The 19,229-nt window shown below is 43.5% G+C and carries 19 protein-coding genes; 8 read left to right on the plus strand and 11 right to left on the minus strand.

Going from position 1 to position 19,229, the window contains the following annotated elements:
- Positions 1–174: 174 nt before the first annotated feature.
- A complete protein-coding gene (locus Q1A18_RS11975; RefSeq protein ID WP_299580220.1) occupies positions 175–717 on the minus strand; it encodes a glutathione peroxidase in 543 nt (180 codons plus the stop codon).
- Positions 718–869: 152 nt separating this feature from the next.
- Between Q1A18_RS11975 and Q1A18_RS11980 the strand changes: the two genes are divergently transcribed.
- From Q1A18_RS11980 to Q1A18_RS11995, 4 genes are all read left to right on the plus strand, one after another.
- On the plus strand, positions 870–1,973 hold the full coding sequence (locus Q1A18_RS11980; RefSeq protein ID WP_299580223.1) for a DNA polymerase III subunit gamma/tau: 1,104 nt from the start codon (positions 870–872) through the stop codon (positions 1,971–1,973).
- 92 nt (positions 1,974–2,065) lie between these two features.
- Positions 2,066–2,617: a hypothetical protein gene (locus Q1A18_RS11985; RefSeq protein WP_299580226.1), complete on the plus strand. Its 552-nt coding sequence runs from the start codon at positions 2,066–2,068 to the stop codon at positions 2,615–2,617.
- 114 nt (positions 2,618–2,731) lie between these two features.
- Positions 2,732–3,244 (plus strand): ferritin, encoded by a 513-nt coding sequence (locus Q1A18_RS11990; RefSeq protein ID WP_299580229.1) that lies wholly within the window; start codon positions 2,732–2,734, stop codon positions 3,242–3,244.
- 93 nt (positions 3,245–3,337) lie between these two features.
- Positions 3,338–5,524: a RelA/SpoT family protein gene (locus Q1A18_RS11995; protein ID WP_299580232.1), complete on the plus strand. Its 2,187-nt coding sequence runs from the start codon at positions 3,338–3,340 to the stop codon at positions 5,522–5,524.
- A gap of 141 nt (positions 5,525–5,665) precedes the next feature.
- Here Q1A18_RS11995 and Q1A18_RS12000 read toward each other — a convergent pair whose 3' ends face one another.
- Positions 5,666–6,799, minus strand: coding sequence for a 6-bladed beta-propeller (locus Q1A18_RS12000; RefSeq protein WP_299580235.1), 1,134 nt, complete (start codon positions 6,797–6,799; stop codon positions 5,666–5,668).
- A gap of 127 nt (positions 6,800–6,926) precedes the next feature.
- Positions 6,927–7,574, minus strand: a complete 648-nt coding sequence (locus tag Q1A18_RS12005; RefSeq protein ID WP_299580238.1) for a hypothetical protein — start codon at positions 7,572–7,574, stop codon at positions 6,927–6,929.
- Between the two features lie 564 nt (positions 7,575–8,138).
- On the opposite strand from Q1A18_RS12005, the gene Q1A18_RS12010 reads away from it, so the two are divergent.
- Positions 8,139–8,636 carry a glutathione peroxidase gene (locus tag Q1A18_RS12010; RefSeq protein WP_299580241.1) on the plus strand — a complete coding sequence of 166 codons (498 nt, stop codon included), beginning with the start codon at positions 8,139–8,141 and terminating at the stop codon, positions 8,634–8,636.
- On the opposite strand, the gene Q1A18_RS12015 is transcribed toward Q1A18_RS12010, so the two are convergent.
- A complete protein-coding gene (locus tag Q1A18_RS12015; protein ID WP_299580244.1) occupies positions 8,626–9,216 on the minus strand; it encodes a nitroreductase in 591 nt (196 codons plus the stop codon). The two genes, Q1A18_RS12010 and Q1A18_RS12015, sit on opposite strands and share 11 nt — an antisense overlap.
- A 214-nt stretch (positions 9,217–9,430) precedes the next feature.
- Between Q1A18_RS12015 and Q1A18_RS12020 the strand changes: the two genes are divergently transcribed.
- Positions 9,431–9,709 (plus strand): tetratricopeptide repeat protein, encoded by a 279-nt coding sequence (locus tag Q1A18_RS12020; RefSeq protein WP_299580247.1) that lies wholly within the window; start codon positions 9,431–9,433, stop codon positions 9,707–9,709.
- 15 nt (positions 9,710–9,724) lie between these two features.
- Here the strand turns inward: Q1A18_RS12020 and rsmD are convergent, their stop codons facing one another.
- The 3 genes from rsmD to Q1A18_RS12035 are packed head-to-tail and all read right to left on the minus strand — an operon-like array spanning position 9,725 to position 11,738.
- On the minus strand, positions 9,725–10,273 hold the full coding sequence (gene rsmD, locus Q1A18_RS12025) for a 16S rRNA (guanine(966)-N(2))-methyltransferase RsmD (protein WP_299580250.1): 549 nt from the start codon (positions 10,271–10,273) through the stop codon (positions 9,725–9,727).
- Positions 10,270–11,097: a DUF3822 family protein gene (locus Q1A18_RS12030; RefSeq protein ID WP_299580253.1), complete on the minus strand. Its 828-nt coding sequence runs from the start codon at positions 11,095–11,097 to the stop codon at positions 10,270–10,272. The genes rsmD and Q1A18_RS12030 overlap by 4 nt, the downstream gene beginning before the upstream one ends.
- 8 nt (positions 11,098–11,105) lie before the next feature.
- Positions 11,106–11,738: a hypothetical protein gene (locus Q1A18_RS12035; protein ID WP_299580256.1), complete on the minus strand. Its 633-nt coding sequence runs from the start codon at positions 11,736–11,738 to the stop codon at positions 11,106–11,108.
- A 90-nt stretch (positions 11,739–11,828) separates the two neighbouring features.
- Here Q1A18_RS12035 and Q1A18_RS12040 point away from each other — a divergent pair, with 90 nt between their 5' ends.
- Positions 11,829–13,253 carry an AAA family ATPase gene (locus tag Q1A18_RS12040; RefSeq protein WP_299580259.1) on the plus strand — a complete coding sequence of 475 codons (1,425 nt, stop codon included), beginning with the start codon at positions 11,829–11,831 and terminating at the stop codon, positions 13,251–13,253.
- A gap of 50 nt (positions 13,254–13,303) precedes the next feature.
- On the opposite strand, the gene Q1A18_RS12045 is transcribed toward Q1A18_RS12040, so the two are convergent.
- From Q1A18_RS12045 to rpsA, 4 genes are all read right to left on the minus strand, one after another.
- A complete protein-coding gene (locus tag Q1A18_RS12045; protein WP_299580262.1) occupies positions 13,304–14,635 on the minus strand; it encodes an alpha-L-fucosidase in 1,332 nt (443 codons plus the stop codon).
- A gap of 95 nt (positions 14,636–14,730) precedes the next feature.
- Positions 14,731–15,663, minus strand: coding sequence for a ribonuclease Z (locus tag Q1A18_RS12050; protein WP_299580265.1), 933 nt, complete (start codon positions 15,661–15,663; stop codon positions 14,731–14,733).
- A 14-nt stretch (positions 15,664–15,677) separates the two neighbouring features.
- Positions 15,678–16,031 carry an STAS domain-containing protein gene (locus Q1A18_RS12055; protein ID WP_299580268.1) on the minus strand — a complete coding sequence of 118 codons (354 nt, stop codon included), beginning with the start codon at positions 16,029–16,031 and terminating at the stop codon, positions 15,678–15,680.
- A 46-nt stretch (positions 16,032–16,077) separates the two neighbouring features.
- Positions 16,078–17,949 (minus strand): 30S ribosomal protein S1, encoded by a 1,872-nt coding sequence (rpsA, locus tag Q1A18_RS12060; RefSeq protein WP_299580271.1) that lies wholly within the window; start codon positions 17,947–17,949, stop codon positions 16,078–16,080.
- A gap of 323 nt (positions 17,950–18,272) precedes the next feature.
- On the opposite strand from rpsA, the gene Q1A18_RS12065 reads away from it, so the two are divergent.
- Positions 18,273–19,229, plus strand: a complete 957-nt coding sequence (locus Q1A18_RS12065) for a UDP-glucuronic acid decarboxylase family protein (protein ID WP_299580273.1) — start codon at positions 18,273–18,275, stop codon at positions 19,227–19,229.

The following is a 19,229-nucleotide window of genomic DNA, read 5'->3' on the forward strand; positions in this document are numbered from 1 at the left end:
TTTTAGTTATTGTACTTTTAAAAACAGAGACATGGGTGCAGTAGTTAGCCTATAATTCTATTTGATATTCCTAGTAGGATGACAAGGATGTACAATATTTACAGTACGGCCAAGACGATTATAATTTAAGCAAGGGTGCCGCGGATTCCAATCCGCGGCACCCTTGCTGTTTATTCACGAATCGCCTTTAATCCAATTAACTATTTTTTCATCGTTGGGCTTGGTTCTGGGACTGGCATAGTCTACCAGATGACCTTCTTTGTCAATCATGTATTTCTGAAAGTTCCAGCTCACTTCCGAGTCCGAAACGCCGTTCTTGGCCTTTTGGGTCAGCCACTGGTAAAGCGGGTGCATGTCATCACCTTTAACCGATATTTTGGACATCATGGGAAAGCTTACTCCATAATTTTGCTGGCAAAACTCGGCAATGTCATCGTTTGAACCGGGTTCCTGGTTGGCAAAATTGTTGGCCGGAAAACCAATGATGGTAAAGTCATCTCCGCCATATTGCTCGTAAAGCTCCTGCAACAACTCATACTGCGGGGTTAGTCCGCATTTGGAAGCGGTGTTGACAATCAGTACTTTTTTCCCTTTCAACTGGCTCAAATCAAAATCCGAACCTTCAATATCCTTCACCTTAAAATCGTACAAGCTGGTTTGTGCAAAACCAAGGGCTGCAATCAGCAGGAAAGAAAACAGGAATGTTATTTTTTTCATGACTTATGCTTTGTTTGTTTAACACGATTTTAAACAGTCGGGAGGTGAAAATGTTTGTTGAGCCCTTGCCGTCAGACTCTTAATTCTTGTTAATAAAAACCCGCTTAATTTCCTCCTAAAATGTTTATCTTTGAGCTTCATTAAATGAAATTATGGAGAATTTTATTGTTTCCGCCCGAAAATACAGACCAGATACATTTCAGTCGGTGGTTGGACAAGCATCGATTACCTCGACCCTTAAAAACGCGATTAAAAACAGCCAGTTAGCGCATGCTTACCTGTTTTGTGGTCCGCGTGGTGTGGGAAAAACAACCTGTGCCCGTATTTTCGCCAAAACAATTAATTGCCAGAATCTGACGGCCGAAACCGAACCTTGCAACACCTGCGAGTCGTGTCAGGCTTTCAACGGAAACCGGTCCTACAATATTCATGAGTTGGATGCGGCTTCCAACAACTCGGTGGATGATATCCGGAACTTAACCGACCAAGTGCGCATTCCGCCACAAATCGGGAAATACAGCATCTACATTATCGATGAGGTTCATATGTTGTCGCAGGCGGCCTTTAATGCTTTCCTGAAAACCCTGGAGGAGCCACCCAAGCATGCCATTTTTATTTTGGCCACTACGGAGAAGCATAAAATTATTCCAACGATTTTGTCACGTTGCCAAATCTTCGATTTCAACCGGATTAAGATTAGCGATATCTCGGGACACTTGGGCTATGTGGCGCAAAGTGAGCAGGTAACGATTGAGGCCGAAGCCTTGAACGTGATTGCCCATAAAGCGGATGGTGCCATGCGTGATGCGCTTTCCATCTTCGACCAGATTGTCAGTTTCTCCGGAAAAGAAATCAGCTACAAGGATGTGATTTCAAACCTGAATGTGCTGGACTATGATTATTACTTCCGCCTGGTCGATTTGCTTTTGAAAAATGATGTGCCCAATGCCATGTTGCTTTTCAACGAGGTTCTGAACCATGGATTTGATGGTCATCACTTTATCAACGGGTTGAGCAGCCACATCCGCGATTTGCTGGTTTGTAAAGATCCGGTTACTTTGCAGCTGCTTGAGGTAGGTGGCGAAATCAAAGAAAAATACAAAGCGCAGGGCGCGGCTTGCAATCCGGACTTTCTGCTGGAGGCCTTAACCATCAGCAATGATTGTGACATGCAATACAAGGCCAGCCAAAACAAACGTTTGCTGGTGGAGTTGAGCCTGATTAAAATGGCGCAGCTTACAGTAAAAAAAAAATAGTTGACGAAGCTGATTCGTCGGTTTTAGCCCCTATTTTCTCCGAACATGCCCCGGCTACAGCGGCTCCTCAGCCACGTTCGCAAGCAGCTAAAGTGCAGGCCACAGCTCCCAAAACGGATGTGGAGCCTCAGCCTCCCGTAAAAGTGCCGACTAAGCGAAGAATTAAACGGCATGGAAGTGGTTATACTCCCTCTATTAAAGATGCCTTGTCGGGTAAGATGACTGAAGAAGGCGAGGAAGATGCCACCGAAAAACTCAAGTACTATACGGGTGAGCAGCTGGAAGAACATTTCACGGAAGAACAGTTTAAAGTAAAATGGCAGGAGTACCTGCTTAAACTGGAGGATCGTCCCAACCTGAAAGCCACGCTCTCTCGGCCCATTAAAATCAACAAGGATTATAAATTGAATTTGCCGATTGACAACTCGGTGCAATTGGAGGAAATTAATAAAATCAAACCCGATTTGGTTTCCTGGTTGCGCCGCGAATTGCGCAATACCCGCATTGAGTTGATCACTGATATTGTGGTGCAGGAAACCGAGTACAAGCCGTATTCAGAAACGGAAAAACTGGCCGAAATGGTGAAGAAAAATCCAACGCTGGCGCTTTTGAAGCAGCGCTTTAACCTGGATTTTGGCGAGTAGTGGTTCCGAAAAGGTTTAAGGTACTGTTAATCGTTAAGGAAATTATGCCTAAATAAGAAGGAGTCCATAATTTTTTAGTATTTTTGGTTGAAACGTAAAAAAAAGGAGGTCACTATGCTTAAAGATCAAGTTTTAAAAGCTCTGAACAAACAAATTAATGCAGAAATGCATTCTGCTTACTTATACTTATCCATGTCAGCTTATTTTGAAGATAAAGGGCTGGGTGGATTTGCCAATTGGATGAAAGTTCAGTACAAAGAAGAACTTTCACATGCCTTAAAAATATTTGACTTTGTAAACGAGCGCAATGGTCGCGTATTGTTGGAGCCAATTGATGGTGTTCCAACTGATTTTGGTGGAATTATTGATGTTTTTGAAAAAACATTGGCACACGAACAAAAAGTGACTCAAATGATTGACGAACTGATGGATGTTGCCGTAGCCGCCAGCGATCATGCAACACAAAGTTTCCTGCAGTGGTTTGTTGATGAGCAAGTGGAAGAAGAATCCAATGTAAACGAACTACTTGATAACCTGCGGTTGATTGACGGACAAGGAAATGGCTTGTTCATGTTGAACCGTGAACTGCAAGGTCGTACCTTTGTAGATGCAACACAGGCAGAATAAAATGTTTCTCTATAAGTGAATAAAAGGCTGCCTGTTTGGTAGCCTTTTTTTGTTAATACTCAATTCCGGTTGACTTTATACACGAAGCGCAGCATGAATAAACAGATTGAAAACGCATGGTTAAAACTCAGGGAAGTTTGTGAAGCTTCTCCGTCGGTAGAAGAAATGAGTGGGATTGAAAAGGCGTTTGATTATGCCCTGAAAACCCTTGGAGAACAAACCTGGCCCAATGGAGAGATCATCCTGATTCACTCGCTGGAAGTGGCCCAGGTGGTGGCTCAGGAGGTAGGTTTGGGGACAAGCTCAATCATTGCAGGGATGTTGCACAACCTGACTTACGAAAAGATTGAGGATCGGCCGGGTATTTCAGATATCGAGGCGCTTTTTGGGCCGGTTGTGTCCGGCATTCTGGAAGGCATGGCCAAGATCAACGCCTTGGGAACCGACACCGTAGACCTGCACTCGGAAAACTACCGCAAGTTGATGCTGGCTTTGGCTGGCGATGTTCGGGTAATTTTGGTGAAAATTGCTGACCGCCTGCATGTGATGCGTCATTTGAGCAGCTACACGCTAGAAGCGCAGCATAAAATTGCCATGGAGACGGCTCACCTCTACGCGCCATTGGCTCACCGTTTGGGTTTGTACTACGTCAATTCCGAATTGCTGGACTTGTGCCTGAAGCATACCAATCCGGAGTCGTATCAGTATGTGGCCGACCGCTTGGATGAAAGTAAAGAAGAACGTAAAGTTTTTGTTGCCGAGTTTGTTAAACCCATCGAGGCGAAGCTGAAAGCGCGTGGTTTTCGTTTTGAAATGAAGGCCCGCACAAAAGCCATCAACTCGATCTGGAAAAAGATGCAGAACAAGAAGGTGAGCTTCGATGAAGTGTATGACTTGTTTGCCATTCGTGTGATTCTGGAGTCGGAGCTGGAGATGGAAAAATCAGATTGCTGGCAGGTTTATTCGATTGTTACCGACGAGTACCAGTCGAATCCCGAGCGGATGCGCGACTGGATTACAGTTCCCAAGTCGAATGGCTATGAAAGTTTGCATGCCACGGTGCTGGGGCCTCACAAAAAATGGGTGGAGATTCAGATTCGAACCAAGCGGATGGATGAAGTGGCCGAAAAGGGACTGGCTGCTCACTGGAAATACAAAGGCGGGTCGGCCAGTTCCGAAATGGAAAACTGGCTGGCCAATGTGCGGGAGATTTTGGAGAATCCGGATTTGAATATTGTGGATTTTATCGACGATTTCAGCACCAATATTTATACCGATGAGATTTTTGTATTCACGCCTAAAGGTGATTTGAAGCGCTTGCCGGCAGGAGCCACGCTGCTGGATTTTGCCTATGAAATACACTCGGAAGTGGGCGACCATTGTGTGGGCGGCATGCTGGATGGGCGGAAGGTGACCTTGCGCCACAAGCTGAAAAACGGCGACCAGGTGTCGGTGGATACTTCCGTCAAACAAAAACCCAAACTCGACTGGCTGGATTTTGTCATTACCACCAAAGCCAAAACCCGCATTAAAGTTAGTGTAAATGAAGAGCGCAAGATTGAGGCTGAAAATGGCAAGGAAATCCTGCTTCGGAAGTTGAAAAACTGGAAGATTGAGTACAACGATGATCTTATCCGGATGCTGCTTAAGCACTACAATCTGAAATTGGCTCAGGACTTATACTACAACATTTCGGTTGGTAAAATTGAGCCACTGGCCATTAAAGAGTTGGTGGGCGAGAAGGAAGCTGAAGCTACAGCCCGGCAAAAGGTGGAAGAAATTCTGCCAGTGGATCAGCTCAAGGACCTCGACTTTTCGAGTGGCAATGACTACCTGGTAATTGATAACAACATCAAGAACGTGAACCACAAACTGGCTCCGTGTTGTAACCCGATTTTTGGCGATGCCATCTTTGGTTTTGTAACCATCAATGACGGGATTAAAATACACCGCCGGACTTGTCCCAATGCCAAACAACTGTTCGAGCGCTATCCTTACCGGGTGATTCCGGCCAAATGGCGCGACTCTAAAAAACGCAGCTCTTTTCAGGCAACCATCCGCCTGTCGGGAACCGATGAGGCCGGAATTGTTGGACAAATTTCATATGTGATTGCCAAGGATGTGAGCGTACAGATGCGCTCCATCAATATTGATTCGGTGAATGGCGCTTTTGAAGGAACCCTGCGAATTTTTGTGAACAACCTGGAGCATCTGGACTTTCTGATGCATAAGCTTCAAAACATCAAAGGCGTGATTAATGTATCGCGAGCCGATACCTAATTCTGCCTCTCCGAAACCTACCTTCCATTTTAAGCAAAGAAATAAACAGACCGGATGACTTTAAGTTGTCCGGTCTGTATTATTGATCTTATTTGCGTTGTTGAGCCTTTGCCAAAAGGTGAAGTGTTAGACATTTTAGTTCTATTTAATTTTACATACCATAATAACTGGATTTGATTCTGCTGAAATCTTAGATGCCATTTTTACAAAGCCTGAGTTTGCCGGATTAAGTTTCTCCTCTTTTGTCATCTTTCCATACCTCTCAAGAATAGTTAAAGGCATCAAATGAAAAATGAGTCGATCTCCTGCCAGGAATCCAAACCATCTGTCTAGTGTTCCATCATCAACGTCGTTTATTAGTTTGGACCATATAAACTGTTTGCCATCAGAAATCCGGTATAGTGTTGAATAAATACCTTCCTTATATGGGTAAAAAAGGTTTAGTTTGAAATAATTGTCACTAGCGTTAAAATCCAGAATACTAGGAGTGTTAAGGATGAGGTTATTTTGAGGATCAACAGATCGCTTTTGGTTAGCAATTCTGTATTTCCCATAGTCAATAACAATTGATGGAATCGGAGATCCATTGGTGATATCATAAATGGTATCATGGAAATTATGGAAATAATAGATACTGTTTTTTGTCTTCTGAAATCTGCTAGGTTGAGGACTATTTGCCATAGGAAGTTCTTTTAGAAAACCGGTTTGAATCTCGAACTTTCTATCCGTTTTTAAAAGGTTTCCAAATTTGCTGGTTGTGCTAAGCGAAATCATATAAGACTTATTGGGAAGCTGAACCATATGTTTAGGACGGTTCTCAATATCCAATTTATATCTTTTCAGAAATTCACCAGAAAGCGAATAGCATAATATCGCCTTTGAAAAATTTGAGACAACATATACAGTGTCGTTCTGTAAAAAGATATCACTACACCCATAGTATTCGTTAGGACCACGTCCTTTCCTGCCAATTTTATTAAGATATTCTCCTTGAGCATTGAAACGATAAATTCCTTCGCTACTATCATTTGATATTATAAGTATGTCCTTATCAAAAGCAAAAATCCACATATTGCCAAGAAGGCATTGGGAATTTGTTTCCAAAGGAATGTAACTTATTTCTGAAATAAATTCTGACATTTTAAGTGGTTCCGCTTCCTCAAAACGATATGTGAGCTTGAGTATTTTGTCAAAGGTTGACTGACAATACACTAATTTCGTACTTCCCACTAGTCCTAATATTAGAAGCGAATAGGTGATTAGTTTTTTCTTCATGGCATTTTTTGAAAATTTAAGTTAGTAAATTAACAGATCGGATGTCTCCAAGCCATCCGATCTTTAGGAGTACTCTTTAACTCAGCTGCTGTCAGCTGTCAGCTCTAACGAGTCGATATACTTGATGCTAGTTGTCGACCACCACCCGGGCAGCTTGGTAACCATTGTAGAAGTTCTGGTCGCGACGTTTAAAAATACTCATCACTTTATCCAGCTTGTTGTCCAATAGTGCTTCTGCGTCTGCAAAAAGTTGTTCCAGATCTTTGGTGGCCTGAACCGATGCAATGCGGTATGCCCGTGGTTTCCCATTGATTGCTAAAAAATCATCGAGGTTTGATTTCAAATCTTCCACCTGTTCGGCAGTTACTCCGTATTCTGCTTCCAAAACCAGTTTGTTTGCTTCAGCTTCCGAGATAATGACTTGTATGGCAGGAATAAAATCGACGTTGCGCGCCCGGTTGAGGTCCGAATAGGTGGCACCCATTTTATGGGCAAGTTCATCATTATCGGTAACTAAGGCAAAGGCCTCTATGCAGTCATTCAGAATATCGCCTTTTTGAGCAATCATGCTTTTTAACTGCGTTTTGTTCTTGCTCAAAAACACCTGGGCTTCTTGTTGAGCCAACTGTGCTTCATTAATTTGGTTGACAAGCTCTGATAATGTGTTCTTAAACTCGCCTACTTTGGGGATGGCCGACCATTTCTCAGGAGAATTGTCGAAATAGGAGAGGACGGCATCGTACATCTCTTTTCGGTTGATTTGACTTCTGTTCATAGTTTTATGGTGTTGATTTATTGCTAGTTAATGAAATGTAATTAAAAAAACAAGGAATGTTTTGTAAAACATGAATTGTTAAACGTTCACTGCCAGTAAAATATGATTTCAATCGACCGGGGATATTCAATCATAAAACCCAATAGCTAACAAAATGGAACAATACGAAACCGGCTGTTGCTGGCGGTGCTTGGGCCGTTTTCACTTTCAGGTTTCAGCTTGTTTGGCAGCAAGTGCTTGCTGTTTCAATTGAACTTGTTGTTGCAGCCCTTCAAGTACTTATTGTACAACTTGAAGCATGTATTGCACCAAAAGAACTTCTTTCTGCACGAACCAAAGATGCTTTTGCACGACTCGAATCACTTTCTGTTTGATTTTGAGCAGTCATTGCATCGCGGGAAGCAGGCATTGTTTCACTTGAAGCAGTCATTGTTCAAACTCATTCGGTTTATGCTTAAAGTCATCCAGTCGGGGATGGAAAGGGAAGGCCTGGAGAACAATTTGCCGACTTAGCTGTCTGGAAAAACGACGATAAAAGGATGAAACAGCAAATACCAGGAATAGATGACAGCTCATTTTTATGATTTTAAAGCGCGGTCGCTGCAAGGCGAAGAGATCGATTTTTCGGCTTACCAAGGGCAGGTGGTGTTGGTGGTGAATACGGCCAGCCAATGTGGTTTTACGCCACAGTACGAAGGGTTGCAGACACTTCATGAGAAGTATCAATCCCAAGGCTTAACCATTCTGGCTTTTCCCTGCAACCAGTTTGGCAAGCAGGAGCCCGGAACCGCCGATGAAATTGCCCGGGGGTGTTTGGTCAACTATGGGGTTTCGTTTCAGGTATTCGACAAAGTTGCCGTCAATGGCGCCCAGGCACATCCGGTGTTTCGTTATTTAAAGCGTCAGTTGCCGGGCGTGTTGGGCGGCCGGATTAAATGGAATTTCACGAAGTTTTTGCTTGACCGGAATGGAACTCCCGTCAAGCGTTATGCTCCAATGACCAAGCCCGAAAAAATGGAGCAGGATATTCTCCGATTGCTTTCCTCCGAGCCTACTTCCTGATCCACTCGGTTTTATCTGCCGCAGCAATGCGGGTGCGTGGCGGACGTTGAAACGACTCATCCGGCTCACCCAGCACAAAAAAGCCCATGAGGGTGTCGTCGTCTTCCAGCTTTAAAAAGTCGCGCATTTCGTTGGAGTAGCAAATGTCGCCGGTACTCAGGTAACCACCTATTCCGAAGGCCGCCAAACTGAGGTAGATATTTTCAATGGCACAGGCCACCGACACCAGGTCTTCCTGCTCGGGGAAACGTTTATACGGATCGCGCCGGGCAATAACCACAACAATGTGCGACACGCGCTTCCACTTTTCACTGTAGGCCTCGTACTTGAAATCGAAAAACTTGTCGGGTGGTGTAATCTGCTTGTAAATTTCCTGTTGCGCCTTGAAAAAGCGTTTGACGCCTTCACCGGCAAATACTTTAAAATTCCAGGCCTGTACCAAGCCATGCGATGGGGCCCAGCTGGCATTCTCCAAAAGTTTTTCAATCACCGAATCGGGGATTGTACTGCCTTCTTTTAAACCATTTACAAATGTTGATTGTCGTTTTTTGATCCAATCGGATACTGTTTGCTCCGTCATTTCCATGTTTTCTCTGGTTGATATCTGAAACTCTAGAACAACATATGGGCTGAATGGTTTTGCAAACAAGTTCTCCGACTTTCATTTTACAGGCCACGGTTTCCTTTCGGGTAGGAGCGGAGTTGCTCCTCCTTATCGTCAACCGGCTTTGGCAATGAAATACTTTCTGTAAATTTGCAGCATTGGTTTAACCCATCCCTAAAAGAACGGAAAGATGACAGAGGAAATAAAGCAAGTAAAGGAATTAATCGAGGCCCATCAGCTTGATCAGGCGCAGCAGCAATTAACCCGGCTAATCGGGCAGCAAGCCAATTCTGCCGAGCTTCACTATTTATCGGGACTGATTTATTACAAACAGCAGCAGTGGGGCAAGGCCATCAACGCTTTTAACGAGGCCCTGGCTTTGGATCCGAAACACCCCGATGCGCAAACACATATTGATTTAGCCAACAGTATTTTGGGCTATTTTAATCCCGATATGTTCAACCCTTAGGCTATTCCAGCGGTTTTAAACCACTGGCTTCGGCCTGAAGAAACTGAAGTAAACGCTGCCGTAGTGGCGGGTTTCTACAAACTGTTCCTGATCGGAAAAATTGGACTGCTTGCCATGTTCCAGGATGAATAAACCATCTTCCTTGAGGAGTTTATTCTGAAGAACCAGCGAAGGAATCTCATTAAACTGCGGATGGTCGTAGGGCGGATCGGCAAAAATGACGTCAAACTGATCAACGCACTGCTCACAGAATTTGAAAACATTGCCTTTGATGGCGCGAATTTCTTGGGCTGCATCCAGCTTTTGAATCACGCTGCGGATAAATTGGTGATGCTGAAAGTTGAGCTCAATAGCTGTAATGTCGGTGCATCCCCGCGATAAAAATTCAAATGAAATACTTCCGGTTCCGGCAAATAAGTCAAGCACCTTCACCTCTTCAAAATCAATTTGATTGGTTAAAATATTGAACAGGCTTTCCTTGGCCATATCGGTGGTTGGGCGGGCCTTAAAACTTTTCCCGGGACTGAATTGACGTCCGCGGTGTATTCCTCCTACTATTCTCATGCGTAATTGTTTAAAAGATTCACAAAGCGGGCATCCGGAAGTTGATCAAACAGGTAGCTGTAATACACTTCTGTGCTTCGCTGGGCAATGCTCACGTCTTTAAAATACTGGCGAAGCTGGTGGTAAATCGGAGACCGTTTGTTTACCCGTCCGTTTAGCTGTATCCGCGGGGCATCCATTTTTTCGGTTTGAACCAGGTTCAGAATATAGTACAGCAAATCCGTGTCGTTGCGGTACATGAATGAATTGCAGAACCGGATGGACTGGTCAACCAAAGTCATCGTTAGCTGGTTGCGATAAACCTGAACGTCGATGCGCGGCTGAGCACTGGCTTGATCGGCATTTTTATCCAGTTGTGCAATCAGTTCATTCTGAATCAGAATCCCCGGATGTTTATCGCTCAGGAAATGCTTAACTTTCTTCGGAATGGCGAACTGCAAAACCATCTGGTAGGCTTTCACCGGAAGGTAATGAAGCGCTTCATCATTGCCTAAATCCATGTTTAAGGCATAAGCTGTGCGCCCTTCCTGCTCATCGAAATAAGCTTCCGGCAGCAAGGTCATCTTGCCGGGTGATGAATAATGAATCCGGATGCTTTTGAAATCGGCCTGCAGAATATCAAATTCCGCATAGATGTCCTGCAGCTTACGGTGCATTAACTTCGGATTGCCTGAAAATTCCTTGTGAAAAAGATAGATGTATTTGTTTTGCAATCCATCCCGGATACAAAAAGAAAATCCATCCAGACTAATCTGGATGGATAAATGATATTCTTGTGTGAAATTTAAATCAAAGGTTTCGTCAACAAGCAATAAATGTTGCATACCATTTTTTACTCCCAGTTACCTGCATTACTATTGGTTTCAGTTAATGACCCAACTTTTAGTCCGGGGTATTTGCCGTTGGTTCTGCGCTGGTCGTTCAGGTTAATTACCATTTGACGATCCAGGTTTTTCAGGATGGTGTTGTTGTGCGCCTTCGCTTCAAATACAGGAACTTTAATTCCTGAACCTGTTGTAATGACGGTTGCTCCAAGATGAAATTCAGCAACGGTGTCTTTTACGGGCACCATTTTAATTCGATCAATTGGATACGAAGCGCCAAACAAAGTGTCCATTACACTAACTTTAAGCGTATCACGGATGATTAAGCCTTTTTTGATGGCTGTTTCTTCTGTCAGGCCTGCTTCAAGCATACTGTCGTTAAGCATTCCAATTTTACGTACCAATGGTAGTGAATCATGCTTTACAAAGTTGATCAATGAGTCCCAATCACCTGTAAAATGTCCATTTACATCTTTAAATGCCAGTTGTGCTTTCCGAATATCTTTTAGTCGTTCAACTGTAACTTCATATCTGGCGTCTTTGGCCTTTTCAAACTCAATAGGCCTCTCAATACTTTGGTAAATAAAGTATGCAAGGATGATTGCAGCCACTATTAATACGATCTGAATTACTGTCTTCATCTGTATCCTTTTAAGATTAGTTTATGTTTGCATGCAAATTTATAAAAAAAATTAAATTACTATCCGTGGAATAGTTTTAATTTCGCAGGAATGTTAAAAAAACACCTTATAGAACATATTTGTCAGAAGCTGGGCTTTGAACCCACGGAAGGGCAAAAAGTGCTCTCGGAGAAGTTTGCTGAATTCATTACGCACCCGGATTCGGATGTGCTTTTTTTACTGAAAGGATATGCCGGTACGGGGAAGACAAGTATGCTAAGTGCATTGGTTAAAACACTTAAAGTTTTTAAATTCCAAACGGTCTTGCTGGCACCCACTGGCCGGGCAGCGAAAGTGCTTACTTCTTATGCCGGGCAAAGTGCTTACACCATCCATAAAAAGATCTATCGGCAGCAGGCTACAACGGATGGATTTGGGCATTTTTCGCTGGATAAAAATTTTCACAAAAATTGTTTTTTTATTGTCGATGAAGCTTCGATGATTTCCAATTCATCGCTCGATAGTTCGGTTTTCGGAACCGGGCGCTTGTTGGATGACCTGTATGAGTATGTATACAGTGGGCATAACTGCAAGCTTATTTTGGTGGGCGACACGGCTCAGTTGCCACCGGTAGGGATGGATATCAGTCCGGCACTGGATGTGTCGGAGTTGGAAATGTACGGCGGACAGGTGTTTCATCATGAATTGGTTGATGTGGTGAGGCAGGAATTTGACTCCGGTATTTTGCACAATGCCACCAATATCCGCTCGTTAATCAGTGATTCGTATTTTCATCCGGCTTATTTCCCCATTGAAATCGAAGATTTTGAGGATATTCAGCGGATTAGTGGCGGAGACCTTATTGAGAAAATTTCGGATTGTTACGACAAATATGGCGAACAACAAACCATGGTCATTACCCGGTCGAACAAACGCGCCAATAAGTTTAATGAAGGAATTCGCTCCACCATTCTGTATAAGGAAGCCGACATTACGGTTGGTGATTTGTTGATGGTGGTTAAAAACAACTACTTCTGGCCTGGCGATGATGAGCGCCTTGATTTTATTGCCAATGGCGACATTGTTGAAATCCAGTCCATTTACGGGTATGAGCAATTGTATGGTTTCCGCTTTGCCAACGTTTGTCTTCGGTTTATGGATTATGACGACCTGGAAATTGACTGCAAAATTCTGTTGGAAACCCTTAATATTGAAACAGCCTCGTTAGGCTATGAGGAAAGCCAGCGCTTGTTTGAATCAGTGGCCGAGGATTATGCCGATATTCGGAGTAAGAAAAAGCGATGGGAGAAAATCAAGGAGAATGAATACTTCAATGCCTTGCAGGTGAAGTTTGCTTACGCGGTTACCTGCCATAAAGCGCAAGGCGGGCAGTGGGATGCTGTTTTTGTAGATCAGGGCTATCTGTTGGAAGAGCGCATTGATCTTGAATATTTACGCTGGTTGTACACCGCTTTTACCCGTCCGGTAAAGGAGTTGTTCCTAGTGAATTTCAATAAAGAATTTTTTGGAGAATAAAAAAGGAGCCCATTGGGCTCCTTTTTTATTTCGTGTATCTTTTCCGCGAACTAGTTGCTTTCAATCACCTGGCCTTCTTCGCGGTACAAGTCAACTTTTCCGTCAAGCAAAACAGCAATAACGGTCACCTGCTCGTCCAGCACCTTTTCAGGAACATCGATGTAAGCAATGCCGGGAACTGCGCTCCAGTATTGTTTGCCTACAATTTCCCAGTTCAGTTTTGTGCCATTGCCAACTACCCAAATCCGGTTAATTTTATTTTTCAGTCCTTTAATCATTAACGGACCATTTGGTTTGTGAGGAACAAACAAGTACAAAATGTCGCCTGCTTTATTCAAGGCCGTAGGGCCATAGAAGTGTTCGTGAGGAATTCCTGCACGTGTTCCGTAAATGGCTTCCTGGTGTTTGCTGGTCCATCGTCCCAGCTCTTTTAGGATGTTTACTTGCTCTTCCGGAATGCTTCCATCGGCTTTGGGGCCAATGTCCAGAAGCAGGTTGCCGCCCATGCTGATGCAGTCAACCAGAATGCGAATAATTTGGTTCGGCGTTTTATACGCGTGGTCGTTATGCTGATAACCCCATGAATTGTTCATGGTCATGCACAGTTCCCACCAGGGACTGCTGGGCTTGGTAACAGGAAGTCCTTGTTCGGGAGTGGCATAGTCGCCATACCCCTGAATCCGTGAATTCAGAATCACGCCTTTGTTCCATTTGCGCAAGCTTTCACTTAATTCTTTGGCTTTCCATGCCTCGGCTGATTGTTCCCAGTCGCCATCAAACCAATACAAGTCGGGTTTAAACTGTTTTGAAAGCTCTTCCAGTTGGCAGAAATTGAAATCCACAAAGCGGTTCCATTTTTCGGGATCGTTGGTGTAGCGTTTTTCAACCCGTGTTTTGTTGGGGTAGTCAGGATGTGACCAGTCCAGCAACGAATAGTAAAGACCAACTTTTAAATCATTTTTCTGGAAGGCTTTAACCAATGGCTGAAGAACATCACGCTTGGCCGGTGTTTTTTTAGGAACACTTAAGTCATTGCATTTGGTGTCCCAGAGTGCCACGCCATCATGATGTTTGGTTGTTATCACTGCGTACTTGGCTCCACTTTCCTTGATCAGGCTGGCCCACGCTTCGGGTTGGTAGTTGCTGGCTGTAAAGCCATCCAACTGACTCATGTAATCGTCATACGAGATGTAGTTGTTGAAGAAAGACCAGCTTTCGTCAATTCCTTTGACGGAGTAGATACCCCAATGGATGAAAATACCCAGTTTGGCATCTTTAAACCATTGCATTCGTTCTTCCTTTTCCTGAGGGGTTTCCTGAGCGAAAATCAGCTGAGGAGTCAGGATCGCAAGTGTCAGTAGAAGTAGTAAATTCTTTTTCATTTTTTTGCTTTATTTTCCGGGTCAAATATAGCAAAAACCCAAAGTTTTGGGAATAAATATCTGTGTTGATTTGCAGAACAGGTTTTAAGGCAGAACTATTGGTTGCGGATCACCGAATAAACGTCACCTTCGTTTACGGCTTTAGTGTTGGGGAAAATGCTTTGAGCTTCTTTCAGAATGGAAGTAGGCTCTTTGTAGCGGGCCGAAAAATGGCCTATGAGCAATTGCCCTGCCTGGGCTTTTTGAGCAATTAGCGCCGCTTCTTTTCCGGTAGAATGAAAGGTAGTTTTGGCCATTTCTTTCTCCGATTCGGCAAAGGTGGCTTCATGGTAGAGCAGGTCGACATGCTGAATGACCGGAAGAATTTTTTCGGTGTAGGCTGTGTCGGAGCAAAACGCATATGAACGTGGTTTCGGAGCCGGAATAACCAGTTTTTTGTTGGGAATAATTTCTCCGTCCTCTGTGGTGAAATCAGCTCCGTCCTTGATGTTCTTAATTTCCCGAATTGGAATTTGGTAGAATTTGAGCTGCTCTTTTCTGATGTTGGGCTCTTTTTCTTTCTCCTGAAATAAAAAGCCGCAGCAAGGAATCCGATGTTTCAGCGGAAAGGAGGTGACAGTCAGCTTGACATCATCCAGAATTACCTGGGGCTTTTTAAAGTTAAGCGGGTGAAATACCAAACGAAAGCCCAGTTCTCCCATCCCTAAAAAGTCTTGTTGAAATTGGGTGTAGCGTTGAAGCTCGGAATGGGCATAAATATGCAGGTCTTTGGTTCTGCCCAGCAAAACCTGGGTTGAAATGTAGCCAATCAGCCCAAAGAAATGGTCGCCATGAAGATGCGAAATGAAAATGTGGTCGATCCGGCCAAAACTGATTTTGTTTTTGCGGATTTGGTGTTGGGTTCCTTCGCCACAGTCGATTAAAAAGAACCGCCCAAGTACATTGAGCACTTGAGCGGTTGGGTATCTTAAGGAAGTAGGCATTGCTGAACTACTTCCCAGAATTGTCAGTTGAAAAGGCATTTGCATACAGGAAAACCTGTTTATAATTTACCTTTTTCTACCAGTAACTTCTCTGCTTCGTCCACGTTTTTGGTAATCAGTAAAACGGTATGAAGCATCGAAATGCGTATCAGGTGTTCAACATCGGGTTGAAGGCCACTTAGTATAAAGGTTCCGATTGAATCTTCGCAAAGTCGGTTGGCAACCAGAATTGCACTTAAGCCAGATGAATCAACGTAACTACAGTTACTCACATCCAGTATGATGTTTTTTACTTCATCATTGCCTAAGACAACCAACTCGGATTTCAGCTCGGGCGCATTATTGGTATCAAGCTTTGTTGAAAGGACCCTGATAACAACGTGATCTTCTTTCTTAGTAATTTCAAATTCCATGGAACGAAATTATGAATTTATGTTGAAACGATCGATAGCGTTCGGCCTATTTTTCTTTGTTCTCTTCAGCTTCCATCTGAGATTTCAAGGCAGCCAGCTCGCTGATGTCACCAAGAGTTGTTTTTTCCTGGCTATCTTTAACTGCTTTCATTGCTTTGGCAGTTTGCTTGCTTTGTGCTTTCTTCTTAGCTGTGTCTTCGCCTTTTTTCTCATCTTCGAATACACGTGAGTGAGAAAGAATGATACGCTTGGCAGCTTTTGAGAATTCGATTACTTTGAAATCCAGTTTTTCTTCCAGGCTGGCTTTTGAACCGTCTTCTTTTACCAGGTGGCGAGGAGTTGCGAATCCTTCAACACCGTATGGAAGAGCGATTGTAGCTCCTTTGTCGAACAACTCAACAACGGTACCTTCGTGGATTGAATCAACAGAGAAAATTGTTTCAAACACATCCCATGGGTTCTCTTCCAGTTGTTTGTGGCCAAGGCTCAAGCGACGGTTGTCTTTGTCGATGTCCAATACAACAACTTCGATATCTGCACCAATTGCAGTAAACTCAGATGGGTGTTTGATTTTCTTCGTCCAGCTCAAGTCTGAAATGTGGATCAAACCGTCAACACCTTCTTCGATCTCAACAAATACACCAAAGTTGGTGAAGTTGCGAACTGTAGCGTTGTGTTTTGTTCCGATACCAAATTTAGTATCCACTTCTTGCCATGGATCTTTTTTCAGTTGTTTGATACCCAGTGACATCTTGCGCTCGTCGCGGTCCAATGTCAGGATTTGAGCTTCTACTTCGTCGCCAACTTTCAGGAAGTCCTGAGCGCTGCGCAAGTGCTGTGACCAGCTCATTTCTGATACGTGGATCAGACCTTCAACTCCAGGAGCGATTTCAACAAACGCACCGTAGTCAGCCATAACCACAACTTTTCCTTTCACGCTGTCGCCAACTTTCAACTCAGCATCCAAGTTATCCCATGGGTGAGGAGTCAATTGTTTCAAGCCAAGTGCAATTCGTTTTTTGTCATCATCGAAGTCAAGGATTACAACGTTCAGTTTTTGATCCAATTCTACGATTTCGTTCGGATGAGAAATACGTCCCCAGCTCAGGTCAGTAATGTGGATCAATCCGTCAACACCACCCAAGTCGATGAATACACCGTAAGAAGTAACGTTTTTAACAGTTCCTTCCAATACTTGGCCTTTCTCCAGTTTAGAGATGATTTCTTTTTTCTGTTGTTCCAGTTCAGCCTCAATCAATGCTTTGTGTGATACCACCACGTTACGGAATTCCTGGTTGATTTTAACCACTTTGAATTCCATGTTTTTACCCACGTACATGTCGTAGTCGCGGATTGGTTTCACATCAATTTGAGAACCTGGCAAGAAAGCTTCAATTCCGAATACGTCAACGATCATACCACCTTTCGTGCGGCATTTGATGTATCCTTTAATAATTTCGTCGTTATCCAGCGCAGCGTTAACACGGTCCCAAGAACGGACTGCACGTGCTTTTTTGTGCGACAGGATCATTTGTCCTTTTTTGTCTTCCAGACTTTCAACGTAAACTTCAACTGAATCACCAACTTTCAACTCAGGGTTGTAGCGGAATTCGTTTAAGCTTACAATACCGTCAGATTTGTAGCCGATGTCAACAACTACTTCGCGTTTGTTCATTGAAATAACGGTACCTTCCAGTACTTCTTTTTCCTGAACAGTGTTCAAAGTGTTGTCGTAAAGATCAACTAATTCTTGTTTTTTCGCACCTGCAAAACCTTCATCGTCGGCTTCCAGTGCATCCCAGTCAAATTCTTCAGTTTCAGCAACGGCTGGAGCTTCAGCTTGCTGAGCGTTTTCTACAACCTGAGGTTGTTCGAGTTCTTCCTTTTGCTCAAGGTTCTCTTTTTTTTCTTCTGTCATTCTAATAATCAATTAATTAATAAGTTAGACTTTATATTTGTTAAAATGCGCCGCAAAATTAGGATTTATATGCTTTAAATCAAAGGTTTTCAGTTCTTTTTTGGATGTTTGGGGGCAGTTTTTTGTGATCTTGCTGTTTTTTCAAATTATCCGGTGTTTTATTCGTTAACAATTCGATGATCTGCTTAGTTTTGCATCCGGTTTTTTATGGTTAGGATCGATTAAATTCCTTATTTTGGTGTGCTTTACCGAATGGCGTGCTACACAGTGCTTGATTGCGTGCTGGTTAAGCGGCTTAAAGGATCGTTGAAAAATAAATAAAAATGGACGGACGGAAAAAACGAATTTTGGTGACCGGGGGGGCTGGTTTTATTGGTTCGCACCTTTGCGAGCAGCTGTTGGCCGAAGGAAATGAGGTAATTTGTCTGGATAATTTTTTCACCGGGGCGAAACAAAAAGTGGTTCACCTGTTGGAGAATCCTTACTTCGAACTGGTACGACACGATGTGATTATGCCTTTTTACATTGAAGTAGACGAAATTTACAACCTGGCTTGTCCGGCTTCGCCTGTGCATTATCAGCAAAATGCCATTAAAACCATTAAAACTTCGGTAATGGGCTCGATTAATATGCTCGGGCTGGCCAAGCGTGTTAATGCTAGGATTTTGCAGGCCTCGACCAGCGAGGTGTATGGTGACCCGGAACTGCATCCGCAGCCGGAATCGTATTGGGGGAATGTAAATCCGATTGGTGTCCGCTCGTGCTATGATGAAGGTAAGCGTTGCGCGGAATCCTTATTTGTAAATTATCATGTACAAAACCAGGTAGCCATAAAAATAGCTCGCATATTTAATACCTACGGTCCTAAAATGGAGCCCGACGACGGACGCGTGGTTTCTAACTTCATTGTTCAGGCACTACGCAATGAAAATATTACCATTTTTGGTGATGGTACACAAAGTCGTAGTTTCCAATATGTAGATGATTTGGTTGATGGTTTGAAAAGACTGATGCAGACGCCCCCGGATTTTATAGGGCCGGTTAATATTGGAAATCCCAATGAATTTACCATGTTGGAATTGGCTGAGAAAATTATTTCACTGACAGGTAGCCGCTCCAGAATTACTCATCTGCCCTTGCCGGAGGATGATCCGATTCAGCGTCAGCCCGACATTGCACTGGCCAAGGAGAAACTGGGTGGCTGGCAGCCTAAAGTGGAGTTGGAAGAGGGTTTGCAGAAAACAATTGCTTATTTTGACGAATTATTAAAGACAAGCTAG

The organism is uncultured Sunxiuqinia sp., from assembly GCF_947495665.1.
Classification (GTDB): domain Bacteria; phylum Bacteroidota; class Bacteroidia; order Bacteroidales; family Prolixibacteraceae; genus Sunxiuqinia; species Sunxiuqinia rutila.